The organism is Enterobacter kobei (assembly GCF_001729765.1).
GTDB lineage: Bacteria > Pseudomonadota > Gammaproteobacteria > Enterobacterales > Enterobacteriaceae > Enterobacter > Enterobacter kobei.
Window position 1 is genome coordinate 3,362,187 of sequence record NZ_CP017181.1, and the last position, 17,865, is coordinate 3,380,051.

The 17,865-nt window shown below is 55.4% G+C and carries 19 protein-coding genes; 6 read left to right on the forward strand and 13 right to left on the reverse strand.

The window, feature by feature from the left end; all coding sequences use genetic code 11:
* Positions 1-62 precede the first annotated feature (62 nt).
* Positions 63-1,058 carry a bile acid:sodium symporter family protein gene (locus BFV64_RS16150; RefSeq protein WP_059372478.1) on the forward strand — a complete coding sequence of 332 codons (996 nt, stop codon included), beginning with the start codon at positions 63-65 and terminating at the stop codon, positions 1,056-1,058.
* Here BFV64_RS16150 and BFV64_RS16155 read toward each other — a convergent pair.
* From BFV64_RS16155 to zipA, 3 genes are all read right to left on the reverse strand, one after another.
* Positions 1,055-1,270, reverse strand: coding sequence for a DUF3820 family protein (locus BFV64_RS16155; protein WP_014884735.1), 216 nt, complete (start codon positions 1,268-1,270; stop codon positions 1,055-1,057). The two genes, BFV64_RS16150 and BFV64_RS16155, sit on opposite strands and share 4 nt — an antisense overlap.
* A gap of 1 nt (position 1,271) precedes the next feature.
* Complete coding sequence (gene ligA, locus BFV64_RS16160) at positions 1,272-3,287, reverse strand: NAD-dependent DNA ligase LigA (RefSeq protein ID WP_069602279.1); 2,016 nt, start codon at positions 3,285-3,287, stop codon at positions 1,272-1,274.
* Between the two features lie 69 nt (positions 3,288-3,356).
* Positions 3,357-4,340, reverse strand: coding sequence for a cell division protein ZipA (zipA, locus tag BFV64_RS16165; RefSeq protein ID WP_059372481.1), 984 nt, complete (start codon positions 4,338-4,340; stop codon positions 3,357-3,359).
* A 229-nt stretch (positions 4,341-4,569) separates the two neighbouring features.
* Here zipA and cysZ point away from each other — a divergent pair, with 229 nt between their 5' ends.
* The 5 genes from cysZ (at position 4,570) to crr (ending at position 9,363) form a co-directional block, all read left to right on the forward strand.
* Positions 4,570-5,331, forward strand: a complete 762-nt coding sequence (gene cysZ / locus BFV64_RS16170) for a sulfate transporter CysZ (protein WP_023338618.1) — start codon at positions 4,570-4,572, stop codon at positions 5,329-5,331.
* Between the two features lie 163 nt (positions 5,332-5,494).
* A complete protein-coding gene (gene cysK, locus BFV64_RS16175) occupies positions 5,495-6,466 on the forward strand; it encodes a cysteine synthase A (RefSeq protein ID WP_014884739.1) in 972 nt (323 codons plus the stop codon).
* Positions 6,467-6,783: 317 nt separating this feature from the next.
* Positions 6,784-7,041, forward strand: coding sequence for a phosphocarrier protein Hpr (gene ptsH, locus BFV64_RS16180; RefSeq protein ID WP_000487600.1), 258 nt, complete (start codon positions 6,784-6,786; stop codon positions 7,039-7,041).
* A 44-nt stretch (positions 7,042-7,085) separates the two neighbouring features.
* Positions 7,086-8,813 (forward strand): phosphoenolpyruvate-protein phosphotransferase PtsI, encoded by a 1,728-nt coding sequence (ptsI, locus tag BFV64_RS16185; RefSeq protein WP_014884740.1) that lies wholly within the window; start codon positions 7,086-7,088, stop codon positions 8,811-8,813.
* Positions 8,814-8,853: 40 nt separating this feature from the next.
* Positions 8,854-9,363 carry a PTS glucose transporter subunit IIA gene (gene crr / locus BFV64_RS16190; RefSeq protein ID WP_003861316.1) on the forward strand — a complete coding sequence of 170 codons (510 nt, stop codon included), beginning with the start codon at positions 8,854-8,856 and terminating at the stop codon, positions 9,361-9,363.
* 44 nt (positions 9,364-9,407) lie between these two features.
* On the opposite strand, the gene pdxK is transcribed toward crr, so the two are convergent.
* From pdxK to BFV64_RS16240, 10 genes are all read right to left on the reverse strand, one after another.
* Positions 9,408-10,244: a pyridoxine/pyridoxal/pyridoxamine kinase gene (gene pdxK / locus BFV64_RS16195; RefSeq protein WP_069602280.1), complete on the reverse strand. Its 837-nt coding sequence runs from the start codon at positions 10,242-10,244 to the stop codon at positions 9,408-9,410.
* Between the two features lie 5 nt (positions 10,245-10,249).
* Positions 10,250-11,161: a cysteine synthase CysM gene (gene cysM, locus BFV64_RS16200; protein ID WP_023331040.1), complete on the reverse strand. Its 912-nt coding sequence runs from the start codon at positions 11,159-11,161 to the stop codon at positions 10,250-10,252.
* Between the two features lie 117 nt (positions 11,162-11,278).
* The gene (cysA, locus tag BFV64_RS16205) at positions 11,279-12,373 is read right to left on the reverse strand and encodes a sulfate/thiosulfate ABC transporter ATP-binding protein CysA (protein ID WP_014884743.1); all 1,095 of its coding nucleotides are present in this window, start codon (positions 12,371-12,373) and stop codon (positions 11,279-11,281) included.
* A complete protein-coding gene (cysW, locus tag BFV64_RS16210) occupies positions 12,363-13,238 on the reverse strand; it encodes a sulfate/thiosulfate ABC transporter permease CysW (protein WP_023331041.1) in 876 nt (291 codons plus the stop codon). Before cysW ends, cysA begins: the two co-directional genes overlap by 11 nt.
* Positions 13,238-14,071 carry a sulfate/thiosulfate ABC transporter permease CysT gene (cysT, locus tag BFV64_RS16215; protein WP_023331042.1) on the reverse strand — a complete coding sequence of 278 codons (834 nt, stop codon included), beginning with the start codon at positions 14,069-14,071 and terminating at the stop codon, positions 13,238-13,240. The genes cysW and cysT overlap by 1 nt, the downstream gene beginning before the upstream one ends.
* Positions 14,071-15,084, reverse strand: a complete 1,014-nt coding sequence (locus BFV64_RS16220; RefSeq protein ID WP_023331043.1) for a sulfate ABC transporter substrate-binding protein — start codon at positions 15,082-15,084, stop codon at positions 14,071-14,073. Before BFV64_RS16220 ends, cysT begins: the two co-directional genes overlap by 1 nt.
* Before the next feature lie 163 nt (positions 15,085-15,247).
* On the reverse strand, positions 15,248-16,147 hold the full coding sequence (locus tag BFV64_RS16225; RefSeq protein ID WP_023331044.1) for a Dyp-type peroxidase: 900 nt from the start codon (positions 16,145-16,147) through the stop codon (positions 15,248-15,250).
* A gap of 92 nt (positions 16,148-16,239) precedes the next feature.
* The gene (locus BFV64_RS16230; RefSeq protein ID WP_014884748.1) at positions 16,240-16,815 is read right to left on the reverse strand and encodes an RpoE-regulated lipoprotein; all 576 of its coding nucleotides are present in this window, start codon (positions 16,813-16,815) and stop codon (positions 16,240-16,242) included.
* A gap of 63 nt (positions 16,816-16,878) precedes the next feature.
* A complete protein-coding gene (locus tag BFV64_RS16235; RefSeq protein WP_023331045.1) occupies positions 16,879-17,328 on the reverse strand; it encodes a DUF2919 domain-containing protein in 450 nt (149 codons plus the stop codon).
* Positions 17,315-17,740 carry a GNAT family acetyltransferase gene (locus BFV64_RS16240; protein ID WP_014884750.1) on the reverse strand — a complete coding sequence of 142 codons (426 nt, stop codon included), beginning with the start codon at positions 17,738-17,740 and terminating at the stop codon, positions 17,315-17,317. The genes BFV64_RS16235 and BFV64_RS16240 overlap by 14 nt, the downstream gene beginning before the upstream one ends.
* Positions 17,741-17,865 lie beyond the last annotated feature (125 nt).

Sequence of the window (17,865 nt, forward strand, 5' to 3'; positions counted from 1 at the left end):
AATCAATTTTATTTCTCAAATGGAAAAAAGCACAATAGCGACATCTGTTTTCAGGAGTCATTATGAAACTATTTCGTATTGTTGATCCGTTTACGCTTACTCTGGTGGTCACCGTTTTACTGGCCTCGTTTTTCCCTGCCCGCGGTAGTTTCGTCCCGTTTTTTGAGGGGCTGACGACGGCCGCTATCGCGCTGCTGTTCTTTATGCACGGCGCAAAACTCTCCCGCGAAGCGATTATCGCGGGTGGTGGCCACTGGCGACTGCACCTCTGGGTGATGTGCAGCACCTTTATTCTGTTCCCCATCCTCGGGGTGCTGTTTGCGTGGTGGGCGCCAGTTAACGTCGACCCGGCACTCTATACCGGTTTTTTGTATCTCTGTATTCTGCCAGCCACCGTGCAGTCGGCCATTGCGTTTACCTCCCTCGCGGGTGGCAACGTTGCGGCCGCGGTCTGCTCCGCATCGGCATCCAGCCTGTTAGGGATTTTCGTCTCCCCGCTGCTGGTGGGGCTGCTGATGAACATGCATGGCGCGGAAGGTAACCTTGAGCAGGTGGGCAGGATCTGTCTGCAACTGCTGCTGCCGTTTGTCCTGGGCCATCTCTCGCGCCCGTGGACAGGTGCGTTTGTGACGAAGCATAAAAAGTGGATCTCCAAAACCGACCAGACCTCAATTCTGCTGGTGGTTTACTCCGCCTTCAGCGAAGCGGTCGTGAACGGGATCTGGCACAAGGTGGGCGCAGGCTCACTGCTGTTTATCGTGGTGGTCAGCATTGTCCTGCTGACGATTGTCATTGCCGTAAACGTCTTTGTGGCACGTAAATGCGGCTTCAACAAAGCAGATGAAATTACGATTGTTTTCTGCGGTTCGAAGAAGAGCCTGGCGAACGGTATCCCGATGGCCAACATTCTGTTCCCGACCTCGGTAATTGGGATGATGGTATTGCCGCTGATGATTTTTCATCAGATCCAGCTGATGGTCTGCGCCGTGCTGGCGCGTCGCTATAAACGTCAGACGGAAAAACTGGCGCAGGAAGAGACCCGCGCCGCGAAGGCTTAAGGACGTTTCAGGGGCTGAACCAGCTGGGTCAGCCCCTCGGTTTTGATCAGTAGCGTAATAGCCATCAGCTCGCCCAGTCGCCCGGCCGGGAACTCATCCTTACGGGCAAACCACAGCAGATACTCCTCCGGCAAATCGATCAGCCTGCGGCCCTTATATTTACCGAACGGCATCTCCGTATTGGCGATCGCAACGAGCTGCTCTTTTTCCACGTTACTCTCCTAACAGACGCATCATTTCCGCTTCGTCGATAACCTCAATGCCGAGTTCCTGGGCTTTCGCCAGCTTCGAACCCGCTGCTTCCCCGGCAATCACCAGGTCGGTTTTCTTCGAGACGCTGCCCGCCACTTTTGCGCCCAGCGCCACCAGACGCGCTTTCGCATCATCGCGTGAAAGCTGGCTCAGGCTGCCGGTCAGCACCACCGTTTTACCGGCGAACGGACTGTCGATCTCTTCGGCATTAACCACCACCGGCGCGGGCCATTTGATGCCCTCTGCCAGCAGTTTGCCAATGACTTCGCGGTTGCTCTCTTCCGCAAAGAAGTTAAAGACGTGCGTGGCGACTACAATGCCGACATCCGGCACTTTCTGCAGCTCGTCGATGCTTGCCTTTTCCAGCGCCTCCAGCGTGCCAAAGTACGCCGCCAGAGCTGCTGCCGTTGCTTCCCCCACTTCACGGATGCCCAGCGCGTAAAGGAAACGGGCGAAGGTGGTCTCTTTTGCGGCTTCCAGAGCGTTAACCACGTTCTGCGCCGACTTCGGCCCCATGCGATCCAGACCGGTCAGCTTGCCCGCCGTCAGTTTGAAGAGATCCGCTGGCGTATGCACATACTCTTTTTCAACCAGCTGATCGATAATCTTATCGCCCATGCCGTCGACGTCCATGGCGCGACGGGAGACGAAGTGCTTCAGTGACTCTTTACGCTGCGCGCCACAGATCAGGCCGCCCGTACAGCGCGCTACCGCCTCACCTTCAACACGCTCCACGTCAGAGCCACACACCGGGCAATGGGTCGGGAAGACCACTTCACGCGTATCATCAGGGCGTTCAGACTCAACGACGTTTACCACCTGCGGAATAACATCGCCCGCGCGACGAACCACCACTTTGTCACCAATCCGCAGGCCCAGACGTTCAATCTCATCGGCGTTATGCAGCGTGGCGTTACTCACCAGCACGCCCGCGACCTGCACAGGCTCAAGACGGGCGACCGGGGTAATGGCGCCCGTACGGCCGACCTGGAACTCCACGTCGCGAACGAAGGTCATCTGTTCCTGAGCAGGAAACTTAAACGCCACCGCCCAGCGCGGCGCACGCGCCACAAACCCGAGTTGCTCCTGAAGCGCCAGTGAGTTCACCTTAATGACAACGCCATCAATATCAAAACCGAGCGTCGGACGGTCCGCTTCCACCTTGTGGTAGAACGCGAGTACCGCTTCTGGCGAGTCACAGAGCTGCACGCGGTTACTCACCGGCAGGCCCCACGCCTTAAACTGCATCAGACGCCCGAGATGCGTATCCGGCAGCTCGCCTCCCTCCAGGATCCCCACGCCATAGCAGAAGAAAGTGAGCGGTCGCTTCGCGGTGATACGCGGGTCAAGCTGGCGCAAAGAGCCTGCCGCCGCATTACGCGGGTTAGCAAATACTTTCCCGCCGGTGCGGCGCGCTTCTTCGTTGATTTTCTCGAAGCCCGCCTGGGGAAGAAACACTTCGCCGCGCACTTCCAGACGCGCAGGAATGTTGTCCCCCTGCAGCTTCAGCGGAATTGCGCGGATGGTGCGCACGTTGGTCGTAATGTCTTCACCCGTCGTGCCGTCGCCACGCGTGGCGGCACGCACCAGCACGCCGTTTTCGTAGAGAAGACTGACCGCCAGGCCATCAAGCTTCAGCTCGCAGCACCAGGTGAGAGCGTCGCTGCTTTTCAGACGGTCCTGCACGCGCTTGTTAAACGCGAGGAAGCTCTCTTCATCAAAGACGTTATCCAGCGACAGCATCGGCACTTCATGGCGTACCTGGCTGAACGCTCCCAGCGGCTCGGCACCGACGCGCTGGGTGGGAGAATCCGGCGTAATGAGTTCCGGGTGCTGCGCCTCCAGTTCGCGCAGCTCGCGCATCAGGCGGTCATACTCCGCATCCGGCACCTCCGGCGCGTCCATAACATGATAGAGATATTCATGATGGCGAAGCGTGGTTCGCAGGCCAGTGAGTTGTTGTTCGATTGAGTCCATATCGCACCATCAATGAGAAAAAACCCCCGACATGCGGGGGTTGAGGAGGAGTTGACGTAAACGCGATGATTACGCGTTGGCTTCCTTAACTTCGCGGATGCGGTCCTGATACTCGCGCAGTTTCTGCGGGGTCATCATTCGACGCTGATCGTCGAGCACCACACCGCCTACTTCGTCAGCGATATGCTGAGCGGATTGCAACATCAGCTTAAAGTTTTGCAGTTCATCACCGTAAGAGGGCACCTGCATAAAGATGGTGACACCTGGGGTCACGAAATCACCGGTCATTTCCGGATCAAAAGTACCCGGGTTGACCATATTGGCCAGGCTGAACAGCGCCGGGCCGCTACCGTCAGGGCTCAGGTGGCGATGGAAAATATTCATGTCGCCAAACTTGAAGCCTGCCTGTTGAATACTGTTAAGCAGCACGTCACCGTTGAGATGGCTACCGTGATGCGCGGCCACGTTCATGATGATCACCGCTTCTTTACGCTGCGGTTTTTCAACAACCGGTTCTGGCTGTGCTACCGGTTCTGGCTCAACATGCTGTGCTGGAGCAGGCTGCGGCGCTGGCTGCACATGAACAGGCTGCTGCGGCTGTTGTACCGGCTGCGCGGGCTGTAGTTGCACAGGCTGCTGCACGGGCTGCGGTTGAACCGGCTGTGGCGCAGCAGGCTGCTGATGGACAGGCTGTTGCGGCGGCTGGCGCACAGGCTCTTCTACCGGCTGCGGCGCCTGCTGGCGCGGCTGAGCAGAGGCGTACGGCGGTTGATACTGGTGCTGCGCAGGACGGGGGGCTTCATGCTCCCCATGAGCCGCGCCGGGCGCAGTATTGACCCGATGAACACGAACTTCACCCACGCCGTCATCGTCGCGACCGTCGATGTCATCTTCAATGTCATCGTCATCACGACTGGACTTCATGCGCTTCAGTGGGCGATCGCGGAACATCGAAGAACGCTCTTTACGGCTGGTCCAGAAACCATGTACCAGTAAAGCGATTATGGCGATCGCGCCAACAATGATTAATATCAGACGCAAATCCTGCATCATTATATTCTCTGTTGTTCTAACACCTTGCCACCACGGCAAACATTTACTCACTAAGAGTATTTGCCGTTTACGTCAAGTGCAAGTGTGTGCAGAGCATTCACAGCATAAAGATGAAGGAAATCGTGCTTTTTGCTGGTTTTTCGAACATTTCCGAACTGGTCATTAGTCCACAAGTGGATAATATAGGCGGCAATTCCACTGGTTGTGAAAAAAGGAGTACAGCCTGGTTATGGTTTCAACATCGTCTTCTCCCCCACGCAGCGGCGTCTGGTATTTTTCTCAGGGCTGGAAACTGGTTTCACTGCCGGGTATCCGACGCTTCGTCATCCTTCCGCTGTTGATCAACATTCTTCTGATGGGCGGCGCGTTCTGGTGGCTTTTTACAAAGCTCGAGAGCTGGATCCCTGCGTTAATGAGCTATGTGCCCGACTGGCTACAGTGGCTGAACTATCTGCTCTGGCCGGTGGCGGTTATCTCCGTGCTGCTGGTGTTCGGCTATTTCTTCTCAACCATCGCTAACTGGATAGCCGCACCGTTTAACGGCCTGCTGGCAGAACAGCTGGAGGCGCGGCTTACCGGCGCGACGCCGCCGGACACGGGCGTGCTCGGGATCATGAAAGATATCCCCCGCATCATGAAGCGCGAGTGGCAGAAATTTGCCTGGTACCTCCCCCGCGCGGTAGTGCTGCTTATTCTCTATTTTGTGCCTGGCATTGGCCAGACCGTGGCGCCGGTGCTGTGGTTCCTGTTCAGCGCCTGGATGCTCGCCATCCAGTATTGTGATTATCCGTTCGATAACCACAAGGTACCGTTTAAAGCGATGCGCAACGCCCTGCGTACCCAGAAGGTCGCCAATATGCAGTTCGGCGCGCTGACCAGCCTGTTCACGATGATTCCCTTCCTGAACCTGTTCATCATGCCGGTTGCTGTGTGCGGCGCGACGGCAATGTGGGTGGACTGCTACCGTGCTAAGCACGCGTTATGGAAATAATGCAAAAATGTGTAAAGCAGGGGTGGCTTATGCCGCCCCTTATTCCATACTGATCCCCATTATTTCCTTGCAGTATATAGATATGCGAATTCCTTACTTCCCCCTCCCTGCTTAGCAGGTATGCTGGGGCGGTATCCCAATTTCATACAGTTAAGGACAGGCCATGAGTAAGATTTATGAAGACAACTCGCTGACTATCGGTCATACGCCCCTGGTTCGACTGAACCGTATCGGTAATGGACGCATTCTGGCGAAGGTCGAATCTCGTAACCCGAGCTTCAGCGTAAAATGCCGTATCGGTGCAAACATGATTTGGGATGCTGAAAAACGTGGCGTGCTGAAGCCTGGCGTTGAACTGGTTGAACCGACCAGCGGTAACACCGGTATCGCTCTGGCCTATGTCGCTGCCGCGCGTGGCTACAAACTGACGCTGACCATGCCGGAAACCATGAGTATCGAACGCCGCAAACTGCTCAAAGCACTCGGCGCGAACCTCGTACTGACCGAAGGTGCGAAGGGCATGAAAGGTGCCATTCAGAAAGCGGAAGAGATTGTCGCCAGCGATCCGGCAAAATATCTGCTGCTGCAGCAGTTCAGCAACCCGGCTAACCCGGAAATTCACGAGAAGACCACTGGACCGGAAATCTGGGAAGATACTGACGGTCAGGTTGACGTGTTTATCTCCGGCGTTGGTACCGGCGGCACCCTGACCGGCGTGTCACGCTATATAAAAGGCACAAAAGGTAAAAAAGATCTGATCACCGTTGCGGTTGAACCCACCGACTCACCGGTTATCACCCAGGCACTGGCGGGCGAAGAGCTCAAGCCGGGTCCGCATAAAATACAGGGTATTGGCGCGGGCTTCATTCCGGGCAACCTGGATCTGAAGCTGATCGATAAAGTGGTCACCATCACTAACGAAGAAGCCATCTCTACCGCGCGTCGTCTGATGGATGAAGAAGGCATTCTCGCCGGTATCTCTTCCGGTGCAGCTGTTGCAGCAGCGCTCAAACTTCAGGAAGATGAAGCCTTTACCAATAAGAATATTGTGGTTATCCTTCCTTCCTCGGGTGAGCGTTACTTGAGCACCGCACTGTTTGCCGATCTGTTCACTGAAAAAGAGCTGCAACAGTAATGCCAGCATGTTAATAACGCGTAAAAAAGCACCTTTTCAGGTGCTTTTTTGTGGCCTGCTTCAAACTTTTGCCCCTCCTGGCATTGCTTCACCCCGTTGGGTCTGGTATTTAAACCAGCAATTATTTTGATGCGTGAAATTAATCAGTGAACGAAATAGCCTTGCTGAATCGATTTTATGATTTGGTTCAAGTCTTGCTTTCGCTGCATAATGTTTAATGACGATCGAAACGTCAGCGCTAACAATACAGGCTAAAGTTCAGTCGCCAGGCTAGACTTTAGTTCCACAACACTAAACCTATAAGTTGGGGAAATACAATGTTCCAGCAAGAAGTTACCATTACCGCTCCGAACGGTCTGCACACCCGCCCTGCTGCTCAGTTTGTTAAAGAAGCGAAAGGCTTCACTTCTGAAATCACTGTGACTTCCAACGGCAAAAGCGCCAGCGCAAAAAGCCTGTTCAAACTGCAGACTCTGGGCCTGACTCAGGGCACTGTAGTCACCATTTCTGCGGAAGGTGAAGACGAGCAGAAAGCAGTTGAGCATCTGGTAAAACTGATGGCTGAGCTCGAGTAAGTTTCCGGGTTCTTTTAAATATCAGTCACAAGTAAGGTAGGGTTATGATTTCAGGCATTTTAGCATCCCCGGGTATCGCTTTCGGCAAAGCACTGCTGCTGAAAGAAGACGAGATCGTCATCGACCGGAAAAAAATTTCTGCCGACAAGGTTGATCAGGAAGTTGAACGTTTTCTGAGCGGTCGTGCCAAGGCATCTGCGCAACTGGAAGCAATCAAAACTAAAGCTGGCGAAACTTTCGGTGAAGAAAAAGAAGCCATCTTCGAAGGGCATATCATGCTGCTCGAAGATGAGGAGCTGGAGCAGGAAATCATAGCCCTGATTAAAGATAAAGGCATGACGGCCGACGCGGCTGCGCATGAAGTTATCGAAGGTCAGGCAACTGCCCTGGAAGAACTGGATGATGAATACCTGAAAGAACGTGCGGCTGACGTACGTGACATCGGTAAGCGCCTGCTGCGCAACATCCTGGGTCTGGCCATCATCGACCTGAGCGCGATTCAGGATGAAGTGATCCTGGTTGCCGCTGACCTCACCCCGTCCGAAACCGCACAGCTGAACCTGAAAAAGGTCCTCGGTTTCATTACCGACGCGGGTGGCCGTACCTCCCACACCTCTATTATGGCCCGTTCTCTGGAACTGCCTGCCATCGTGGGTACCGGTAGCGTCACCTCTCAGGTGAAAAACGGCGACTATCTGATTCTGGATGCCGTAAACAATCTGGTTTACGTCAACCCAACAAACGAAGAGATCGAAAAACTGCGCGCGGTTCAGGAGCAAGTTGCGACTGAAAAAGCGGAACTCGCTAAGCTGAAAGACCTGCCAGCCATCACCCTGGACGGCCATCAGGTTGAAGTGTGCGCAAACATCGGTACCGTACGTGACGTTGAAGGCGCTGAGCGCAACGGTGCGGAAGGTGTGGGTCTCTATCGTACAGAATTCCTGTTCATGGACCGTGACGCGCTGCCTACTGAAGAAGAGCAGTTTGCTGCGTATAAAGCCGTAGCAGAAGCGTGTGGCTCTCAGGCGGTTATCGTCCGTACTATGGACATCGGTGGCGACAAAGAGCTGCCATACATGAACTTCCCGAAAGAAGAGAACCCGTTCCTGGGCTGGCGTGCAGTGCGTATCGCCATGGATCGCAAAGAGATCCTGCGTGACCAGGTGCGCGCAATTCTGCGTGCCTCTGCTTTCGGTAAACTGCGCATCATGTTCCCGATGATCATCTCTGTTGAAGAAGTGCGTGCACTGAAGAAAGAGATCGAAATCTACAAACAGGAACTGCGCGACGAAGGTAAAGCGTTTGACGAGTCAATCGAGATCGGCGTGATGGTGGAAACCCCAGCAGCCGCGACCATTGCGCGTCATTTAGCCAAAGAAGTTGATTTCTTTAGTATCGGCACCAATGATTTAACGCAGTACACCCTGGCAGTTGACCGTGGTAATGATATGATTTCACATCTCTACCAGCCAATGTCACCGTCCGTACTGAACTTGATCAAGCAAGTTATTGATGCTTCTCATGCAGAAGGTAAATGGACTGGCATGTGTGGTGAGCTTGCAGGCGACGAACGTGCTACACTTCTGTTGCTGGGTATGGGTCTGGACGAATTCTCTATGAGCGCCATTTCCATCCCGCGCATTAAGAAGATTATCCGTAACACGAACTTCGAAGATGCGAAGGTGTTAGCAGAGCAGGCTCTTGCTCAACCGACAACGGACGAGTTAATGACGCTGGTTAACAAGTTCATTGAAGAAAAAACAATCTGCTAATCCACGAGATGCGGCCCAAATTACTGCTTAGGAGAAGATCATGGGTTTGTTCGATAAACTGAAATCTCTGGTTTCTGATGATAAGAAAGACTCCGGAACTATTGAGATTGTTGCTCCGCTCTCCGGCGAGATCGTCAACATCGAAGACGTGCCGGATGTAGTGTTTGCTGAGAAAATCGTTGGTGATGGCATTGCTATCAAACCAACTGGCAACAAAATGGTTGCTCCAGTTGACGGCACCATCGGTAAAATTTTTGAAACCAACCATGCGTTCTCTATCGAATCTGATAGCGGTATCGAACTGTTCGTTCACTTCGGTATCGACACCGTTGAACTGAAAGGCGAAGGCTTCAAACGTATCGCGGAAGAAGGCCAGCGTGTGAAAGTTGGCGACCCGGTCATTGAATTCGATCTGCCACTGCTGGAAGAAAAAGCCAAGTCTACCCTGACGCCGGTTGTTATCTCCAACATGGACGAAATCAAAGAACTGATCAAACTGTCTGGCAGCGTCACCGTGGGTGAAACCCCGGTTATCCGCATCAAGAAGTAATTCTTGCCGTACAGAAAAATGGCGCCTTCGGGCGCCATTTTTGTTTATGCGGGAAGGATAAGCTCGTCGTACCCTTTCGACTGGGTGTACAACATCACGTCAGTCGCCCGATCCCCCGCCATGCGGATAGCATCGGCAACGGTTTTCCCCTCAACGATACCACTGACCAGCTCGGAACAGAACAGATCGCCCGTCCCTTTCAGATCGGTTTCTACGCGCGGATGCGCGCTAACGGTAACGCCCTCTTTCGTCACCAGCACCACGTGGATGTTGTGCGGGTCGTCAGCGACCGGCGCGCTGGTAATCGCCACCCATTTCAGGGTATCGGAAAGCAGCCCCTGCGCTGCCGCGACGGCGCTTTCCGGCGTGCGGCACGGTTTTCCGCTTAATACTTCCAGTTCATAGACGTTTGGCGTAATGCCCTGCGCCAGCGGCAACAGGTGCTCCCGATACGCTTGCGGAATATCCGGCTTCACGTACATTCCACTGTCAATGTCGCCAATAACCGGGTCAACCAGAACCAGCAGGTCAGGATGGTGCGCTTTGACCGCCTTCAGCCACTCAGCCAGCAGGGCGATCTGGCTGGCGCTGCCCATATAACCGGTGGTGACCGCTTTAAGCTCGCGCAGGATCTCGCGTTCTTCAAGCGCCTTCAGGTAGCCGCTGAACCACTCATCGGGGATCACGCCGCCGTAGAAAGTGTCATAGTGCGGCGTATTGCTGAACAATACCGTCGGCACGGCGGTGACGTTCAGCCTGTGGGTACGAATATTCGGAACCGCAATGCTGTTCCCCACGCTGCCATAAACCACCTGCGACTGCACTGCGACAATATCGGTTTGCTGCGCCCGGGTGTTATCCCGGAATAAAATTATCTCCATGACGCTTAAATTCCCGCCCCCTGCGAATAACTCTCTTCACCAAAGACGCCGGTAGACAGATAGCGATCGCCGCGGTCGCAGATAATCGCGACCACAACAGCGCCTGGATTCGCCTGCGCAACGCGCAACGCCCCCGCTACCGCGCCACCCGAGCTGACCCCGCAGAAGATGCCTTCACGCACGGCCAGCTCACGCATGGTATTCTCCGCCTCGCGCTGGTGAATATCCAGCACCTGATCCACCAGCTGCGCATTAAAAATACCCGGCATGTATTCTGCTGGCCAGCGGCGAATCCCCGGAATGCTGCTCCCCTCTTCTGGCTGCAGGCCAACGATAGTGACGGCTTTTTCCTGCTCGCGCAGAAAACGCGACACGCCGGTGATGGTGCCGGTGGTGCCCATGCTGGAGACAAAATGGGTAATACGTCCGTCGGTTTGCTGCCAGATTTCCGGGCCGGTGGTGGTGTAATGCGCGTAGGGGTTATCCGGGTTGTTGAACTGATCGAGCAACTTACCTTCGCCGCGCTCCGCCATTTCTAAGGCTAAATCGCGTGCGCCTTCCATCCCCTGCTCTTTGGTGACCAGAATCAGCTCGGCCCCGTAGGCACGCATTGCGGCACGGCGCTCCTGGCTCATGTTGTCCGGCATCAGCAGCTTCATGCGGTAGCCTTTCAATGCCGCAATCATTGCCAGTGCAATCCCGGTATTGCCGCTGGTGGCCTCAATCAACACGTCGCCGGGCTTTATCTCACCGCGTTTTTCAGCCTGAACAATCATCGACAGCGCCGCACGGTCTTTCACCGAACCTGCCGGATTATTGCCCTCAAGTTTGACCCAGATTTCGCTGCCGTTGGCAAACCCCATGCGTTGTAGTTTGACCAGAGGGGTATTGCCGATGGTATGTTCGAGTGTATTCACGATTTTTACTCAATAAAAAAGCCGGGGGCGCGCAGCGATCCCGGCCTACAAGACTCAGTGATAACTGTAGGCCCGGTAAGCGCTGCGCCACCGGGCGATAAACATCCTAATAACCTATCAGGCTGACTCCGCCAGAGCAATATTCTCGCGCGTCTCGATGCGCTCCTTCCCGTGATAAATACGGGCATGCTGCAGGCCGACAAACAGACGCTCGCCCCGGTGCGGCGGCACATCATCGCGCATGACGACGGTCAGCGGCTCGGTATACCAGCCCAGCGGCTGTACCACCAATTGGGTGTAGTGCCCTTTAGGGCTAGCTTCCAGTACCTGCACTGGCAGCGGTGAATCCAGGCTGGTGCGGCGGCTCACGTCCACTTCCCACGGACGCAGGAACAGATCGACCGGCCCCTGATGCGCGGAGGTATAGCCCAGCGGCCAGCGGTGCGCGCCGACGTGGAACTGTCCACCGCGAATGGTGCCCTGCAGACGGTTCACTTCACCCATAAATTCCAGCACGAAACGGGTCGCCGGTTCACGCCAGAGCTGCTCCGGCTCGTCAACCTGCTCGATGTTGCCCTGGCTCATGACCACCACGCGGTCCGCCACTTCCATCGCCTCTTCCTGATCGTGGGTCACAAAGACGCTGGTAAACTTCAGCTCTTCATGCAGCTGACGCAGCCAGCGGCGAAGTTCTTTACGCACCTGCGCATCCAGCGCGCCGAACGGTTCGTCCAGCAGCAGAATTTGCGGCTCAACGGCCAACGCACGTGCCAGCGCGACACGCTGTTTCTGTCCGCCAGACAGCTGCGCCGGGAAACGATCCGCCAGATGTGCCAGCTGCACCATCTCCAGCAGCTTAGTCACTTTGGCTTTGATGGTGGCGGCATCCGGGCGTTCGCGACGCGGCAGCACGGTCAGGCCAAACGCAATGTTGTCAAACACGGTCATGTGGCGGAACAGCGCATAGTGCTGGAACACAAAACCCACTTTACGATCGCGGGCATGCAGGCGGCTCACATCGGTGCCGTGAAAGCGAATGTGCCCGCTGGTCTGATGCTCAAGCCCGGCGATAATACGCAGCAGCGTGGTTTTACCCGAGCCAGACGGCCCCAGCAGCGCCACCATTTGTCCGGAAGGGATATCCAGCGAGATATCATTCAGCACCTGGGTGCGACCAAAAGACTTCTTAATATTGGCAATCTCAATGCTCATGATTTCCCTCCTGATGCTGACGTTTTTCCTGATTCTCTAAACGCCACTGCACCACACTCTTCAAAAACAGGGTCAAAATAGCCATCAGCGTCAGTAACGCTGCGGCAGTAAAGGAACCGACGGTGTTGTAGTCCTGTTCCAGTAATTCAATCTGTAACGGCAGCGACAGGGTTTCACCGCGGATGGAGCCGGATACGACGGAAACGGCACCAAACTCACCAATCGCTCGGGCGTTGGTCAGCACCACGCCGTAAAGCAGCGCCCAGCGGATATTTGGCAGCGTCACGCGACGGAACATCTGCCAGCCTGACGCGCCCAGCAGCACCGCCGCTTCGTCTTCGTTGCTCCCCTGGCTTAACATCACCGGCACCAGTTCGCGCACCACAAACGGACACGTCACGAAGATAGTCACCAGCACCATACCCGGCCAGGCGAACATGACCTGCAGGTTATGCTCATCCAGCCAGCCGCCCAGCGGGCCGTTAGAGCCGTAAAAGAGCAGGTACACCAGACCCGCCACCACCGGCGACACGGCAAACGGAATATCCAGCAGGGTCAGCAGCAGCTGACGTCCCGGGAAGTTAAAACGCGTCACCAGCCACGCCAGTAGCGTCCCGAACACCAGGTTCACCGGCACGGTGATCAGGGCAATCAGTACGGTCAGCCAGATGGCATGGAGCATGTCCGGATTCGCCAGGTTCTCCAGCGCGGGCATCAGCCCCTTGCTGAACGCCTGAACGAAGATATACACCGTCGGCACGACGAGAATGAGGGCGGACACCAGCACGCCCACACCAATCAGAAACCATTTACCCCAGTTGATACGGGGAGCATCGTATCGCTTCAATTGCGTAACTTCCGCCATCAGTGACCTACCACACGTCGACCAAAGCGACTTTGCAGAGTGTTAATTGAGTACAGCAGCAGCAGTGAGGCTGCGAGGATCACCGAAGCAATGGCGCTCGCCGCCGGATAATCAAACTCCTGAAGACGGATGAAGATCATCAGCGAGGTGACCTCCGTCTTCCAGGCAATGTTCCCGGCGATAAAAATCACCGCGCCGAATTCACCGAGGCTGCGGGTAAACGACAGCGCAACGCCCGCCATCAGCGCCGGGGAGAGTTCCGGCAACACGACCTTGCGGAAACTCTGCCAGCGCGAGGCCCCCAGCGTTTCCGCCGCTTCTTCATATTCCGGACCCAACTCTTCCAGCACCGGCTGCACGGTACGCACCACAAACGGGATGCTGGTAAAGGCCATCGCCACCGCGATACCAAGCCAGGTATAGGTGACTTTGATATCAAGCTTTGCCAGCCACTCACCGTACAGTCCGTTCACGGAGAAGAGCGACGCAAGGGTTAAGCCCGCAACAGCCGTCGGCAGCGCAAACGGCAGATCCATCAGTGCGTCAAGCAGCGTGCGGCCAGGGAAACGATAGCGGGTTAAGATCCACGCCATCAGCAGGCCGAACACACCGTTAAAAATGGAGGCGACAAACGCCGACAGCAGCGTCACTTTATAGGCGGCCACCACCTGCGGGTTGGTGACCACGTCCCAGTATTGCGCCCAGCTCATCTGCGCAAGCTGCATAACCAGTGCGCTGAGCGGCAACAACAGGATCAGGCAGACGAACAGCAGGCTGGTCCCCAGACTTAAGGTAAAGCCCGGCAGCACGCGTTTGGTCGAGACTGCAAACATTACTTACGCCCCGCCGCCAGCAACTTGTCTAACTCACCGCCGCTGGCAAAGTGCGTTTTCATCACCTCAGGCCAGGAGCCGAAATGATCTTCCACGCGGAACAGTGCGGTCTGCGGGAATTTATCCTTCAGTTTGTTCATCACGTCCGGGTTATTCACGCGGTAGTAGTAATCGGTAATGATGGTCTGCGCCTGCGGGCTGTACAGATAGTTGAGATAGGCTTTTGCCGCTTTCTCAGTACCATTTGCCTTCACGTTTTTATCCACCCACGCCACCGGGAATTCGGCCAGAATGTTGGTTTTCGGGATAACCACCTCAAAGCCCTGCGCTTCATACTGTTTGCGGATATTGTTCACTTCCGACTCAAAGCTGATCAGCACATCGCCCAGCCCACGTTCTGCGAAGGTGGTGGTTGCCCCGCGGCCGCCGGTATCAAACACTTCAACGTTTTTCAGGAACTGGGTCATGAACTGCTCGGTTTTGGCTTTATCATTACCGTCGGCCTTGTCCGCCGCACCCCACGCCGCCAAATAGGTGTAACGCGCGTTACCGGAGGTTTTTGGGTTCGGGAAAATCAGCTTCACGTCAGAACGCACCAGGTCGCTCCAGTCGTGGATATTTTTCGGGTTACCTTTACGCACCAGGAAGCCCATGGTGGAATAGAACGGCGAGCTGTTATTCGGCAGACGGCTCTGCCAGTCAGCAGGGATAAGTTTGCCCTTGTCGTGCAGGATCTGCACGTCAGTAACCTGGTTGTAGGTCACGACATCCGCCTTCAGTCCCTGCAATATCGCCAGCGCCTGTTTGGAAGAACCTGCATGGGACTGTTTGATGGTCAGCTTATCGCCGTTATTGTCTTTCGCCCACTGCTGTTCAAACGGTGGGTTAAGGGCGGCAAACAGCTCGCGGGAGACGTCATACGAACTGTTCAGCAGCTCAGTCGCCTGCGCCTGGGCCACCAGCAATAAACCTGCCAGCGCCAGAGTTCCTTTTTTCAGTACAGTAACGGCCATTACGCACCCTTATAAATGTGATGACTATCTTATAGTCATAATATTTATAACGAGGTCGAAAGGAGTAACGGTTTTATATACCGTTTGGTGATTTAGAAGCAGAAAAGGGAATAAGGCTGCAATCCCCCTCTCCCCTGCGGGGAGAGGGTTCGGGTGAGGGGCGTTAAAGCGCCAGCAGACGCTCAACGGACGGCGCGAAGTAGTAGCCGCCGGTTACCGGTTTGGTGAAGCGCAGCATCGCGTCGCGCTTGCCGTCAGTGTCGCCGAACATGCTCATCAACTGCTGCTCGATGTTATACAGGCGTGCGCAGTACGCGCAGAAGTAAAGACCATGGGTGCCGCTTGCGGTGCCATACGGCAGGCTCTGGCGGACAATCTTCAGCCCTTTGCCCTCTTCTTTGAGGTCAACGCGGGTCAGGTGAGAGGTCACCGGACGGTCATCGCCGTCGATCTCTTCGTTCGCCTCTTTGGTGCGACCAATCATCATCTCCTGGTCATGCACGCTCATGCGGTTAAGCTGCTTGAGATTATGCTCCCAGCGCTGCACGAACACGTAACTGCCGCCCGCATCCACGCCATCTTTGATGACCGCCACGTCACGACGCGTCTCTTCACCCGCCGGGTTTTCCGTGCCGTCGACGAAGCCGCTCAGATCGCGCTCTTCTACCCAACGGAAACCGTGAACTTCTTCCTGCACCTCAATGCTGTCGCCGAACGCTGCCACCGCGGCCTGGGCAACGGAGAAGTTAACATCGTGACGCAGAGAGAGAATATGAATGAGCAGATCGTACTGGGTGGCCGGAGCCAGACCTTTACCGTAAGGGATAAAGTCTTTCAGCTCTTCCGCCCCTTCGCCGCCGCTCAGCTGACGCCAGACGTTATTGCCAAAAGCAACAACGGCGCCGAGATGGGCATCCGGGAATTTGGCCTGGAAAGTCGCCAGTTTATCAACAAACGCTTTACTGGCCGCACGCAGGGCATCCACGTCCCCTTTGACATTGGCTTCGATCCAAATCGCCGCGCGGCAATGTTCTGGCAAAATGCCACTCTGAACCTGAGACATCGCTCCTCCTGAAATAAAGATGCCACGTCAGCGTGGCATTGATGGCGGGTATTATACCCGGATTTCAGCGAGGCGGTTTGTTCAGGCGCAAATTACTGCTTCCAGACTATTTTGCTCACTTTCCAGCTTTTCAGCGTGTCGTCAGACGGCATTAATCCCTCCGGACCGCTCCAGGTACCGGTGAAGACATAGCTGATGTGCTGGCTGCCTTCCGCCTTACATTCCACCGCGACGCCCTCGTCGGAAGGCGCGCTGGTGCAGTTGCCAAAGGCTTGTTTATACAGATCGCTAAACGGCGTACCCACTTTCACACCGCTGGCGGTCGGGATTTCGTCGTCGAGCACCGCAATGCGGTTCACCGTGCCTTTATCGCCATTAATCACCAGCGCCAGTTTGTCCCCTTTTAGCGCTTCAAAGTACCGCACAATGTTGCCATTCTCGGTTTTCATGCCGCTACGCAGGCGGTAGTCACTGCTCAGGGCATCCTGAATGGCATCCTGATCGAGCGCGGTTGATGCGGTAATTTTTCCTACGCCCTGCTCGGTCACTTCCGTGGACGCGCCAAACCAGTTCCACGGATAGGCTGCGGACCAGTTGATGGAGGAGAGCGTTGAACAGCCGGTTAATGCCAGCGGGAGAGCGCATAAAAGTAAACGCAGCGATTTCATTGAAACGTCCTTACGTGTTAAATCAACGCTTGTTAGAGTACGACTTCGGTAAAAAGTGCCGTTCTAATCTGACTCTTGCGTAAAACAGGCGCGTAGCCGGGGATTTGTCAGCAGCCACAGCAACGCCACAATATCCGCGATCACCAGCGCAATCCCGATACCCGTTAGCGGTTCACCGTACCACCAGAGTACAGGCTGCCAGAACAGTAGCGCAGTCTGGGCAATGATCAGCAGCCAGCGAAGCGCGCCCCAAAAGCGTGGAATCAGATGCCGCCGTCCGCTGACCAAAAACGCCAGAACGGCGGGAATGCCCGGCAGTAAGCCAAGCCAGAAGGCATCGTGATCGGGATAGAAGAGATTCAGCAGCGTGTCGCCCTGCCCGCGCGACGCGCCAGCCATCACAAACAGCACCCAGGTTCGCGCCTGCAGCAGCAGAACGCACCAGAATAAAAAAGGCAGCCTGAGGCGGCCCTGCGCGTCATAGTCTGCCGGATGGATCTCAGTACTCTTCATCTTCGATCAGGCGTTTACCTAAATTCAGCACGTCAGAGTGCTCATAGCCCAGACGTTCATACATGCCCAGCACCACGTCGTTATCTTCCCGCACCATGATCTGAATTTTCGGGCAGCCGCGAGCAATCAGCTTCTTCTCAAGCCGGTTCAGTAACGCATTCGCGATGCCACGCCCACGGTATTCCGGATGGACCCCAAGATAATAAGCCGAGCCGCGATGGCCGTCATATCCGCCCATGACGGTGCCGACAACCTCGCCATTCACTTCCGCGACCAGAAACAGACTGACGTCGTGATTCACCTTCCGTTCGATGTCCATCTCCGGATCGTTCCACGGACGCAGCAAATCGCAGCGCTCCCAAAGGGTGATCACCTCTTCGAAATCTTCCTGGCGAAAAACGCGTATCTCCATGGTATTAACCGCCTTTTCGGGTTCAAAAACAGTGATTATGGCGCGTACGGGACGTTTAGCCAATAACCGGGGAAAATCTCGCCAAAATTTGGCATAATGTCACTTTGTCACGTATTGAAATGAAA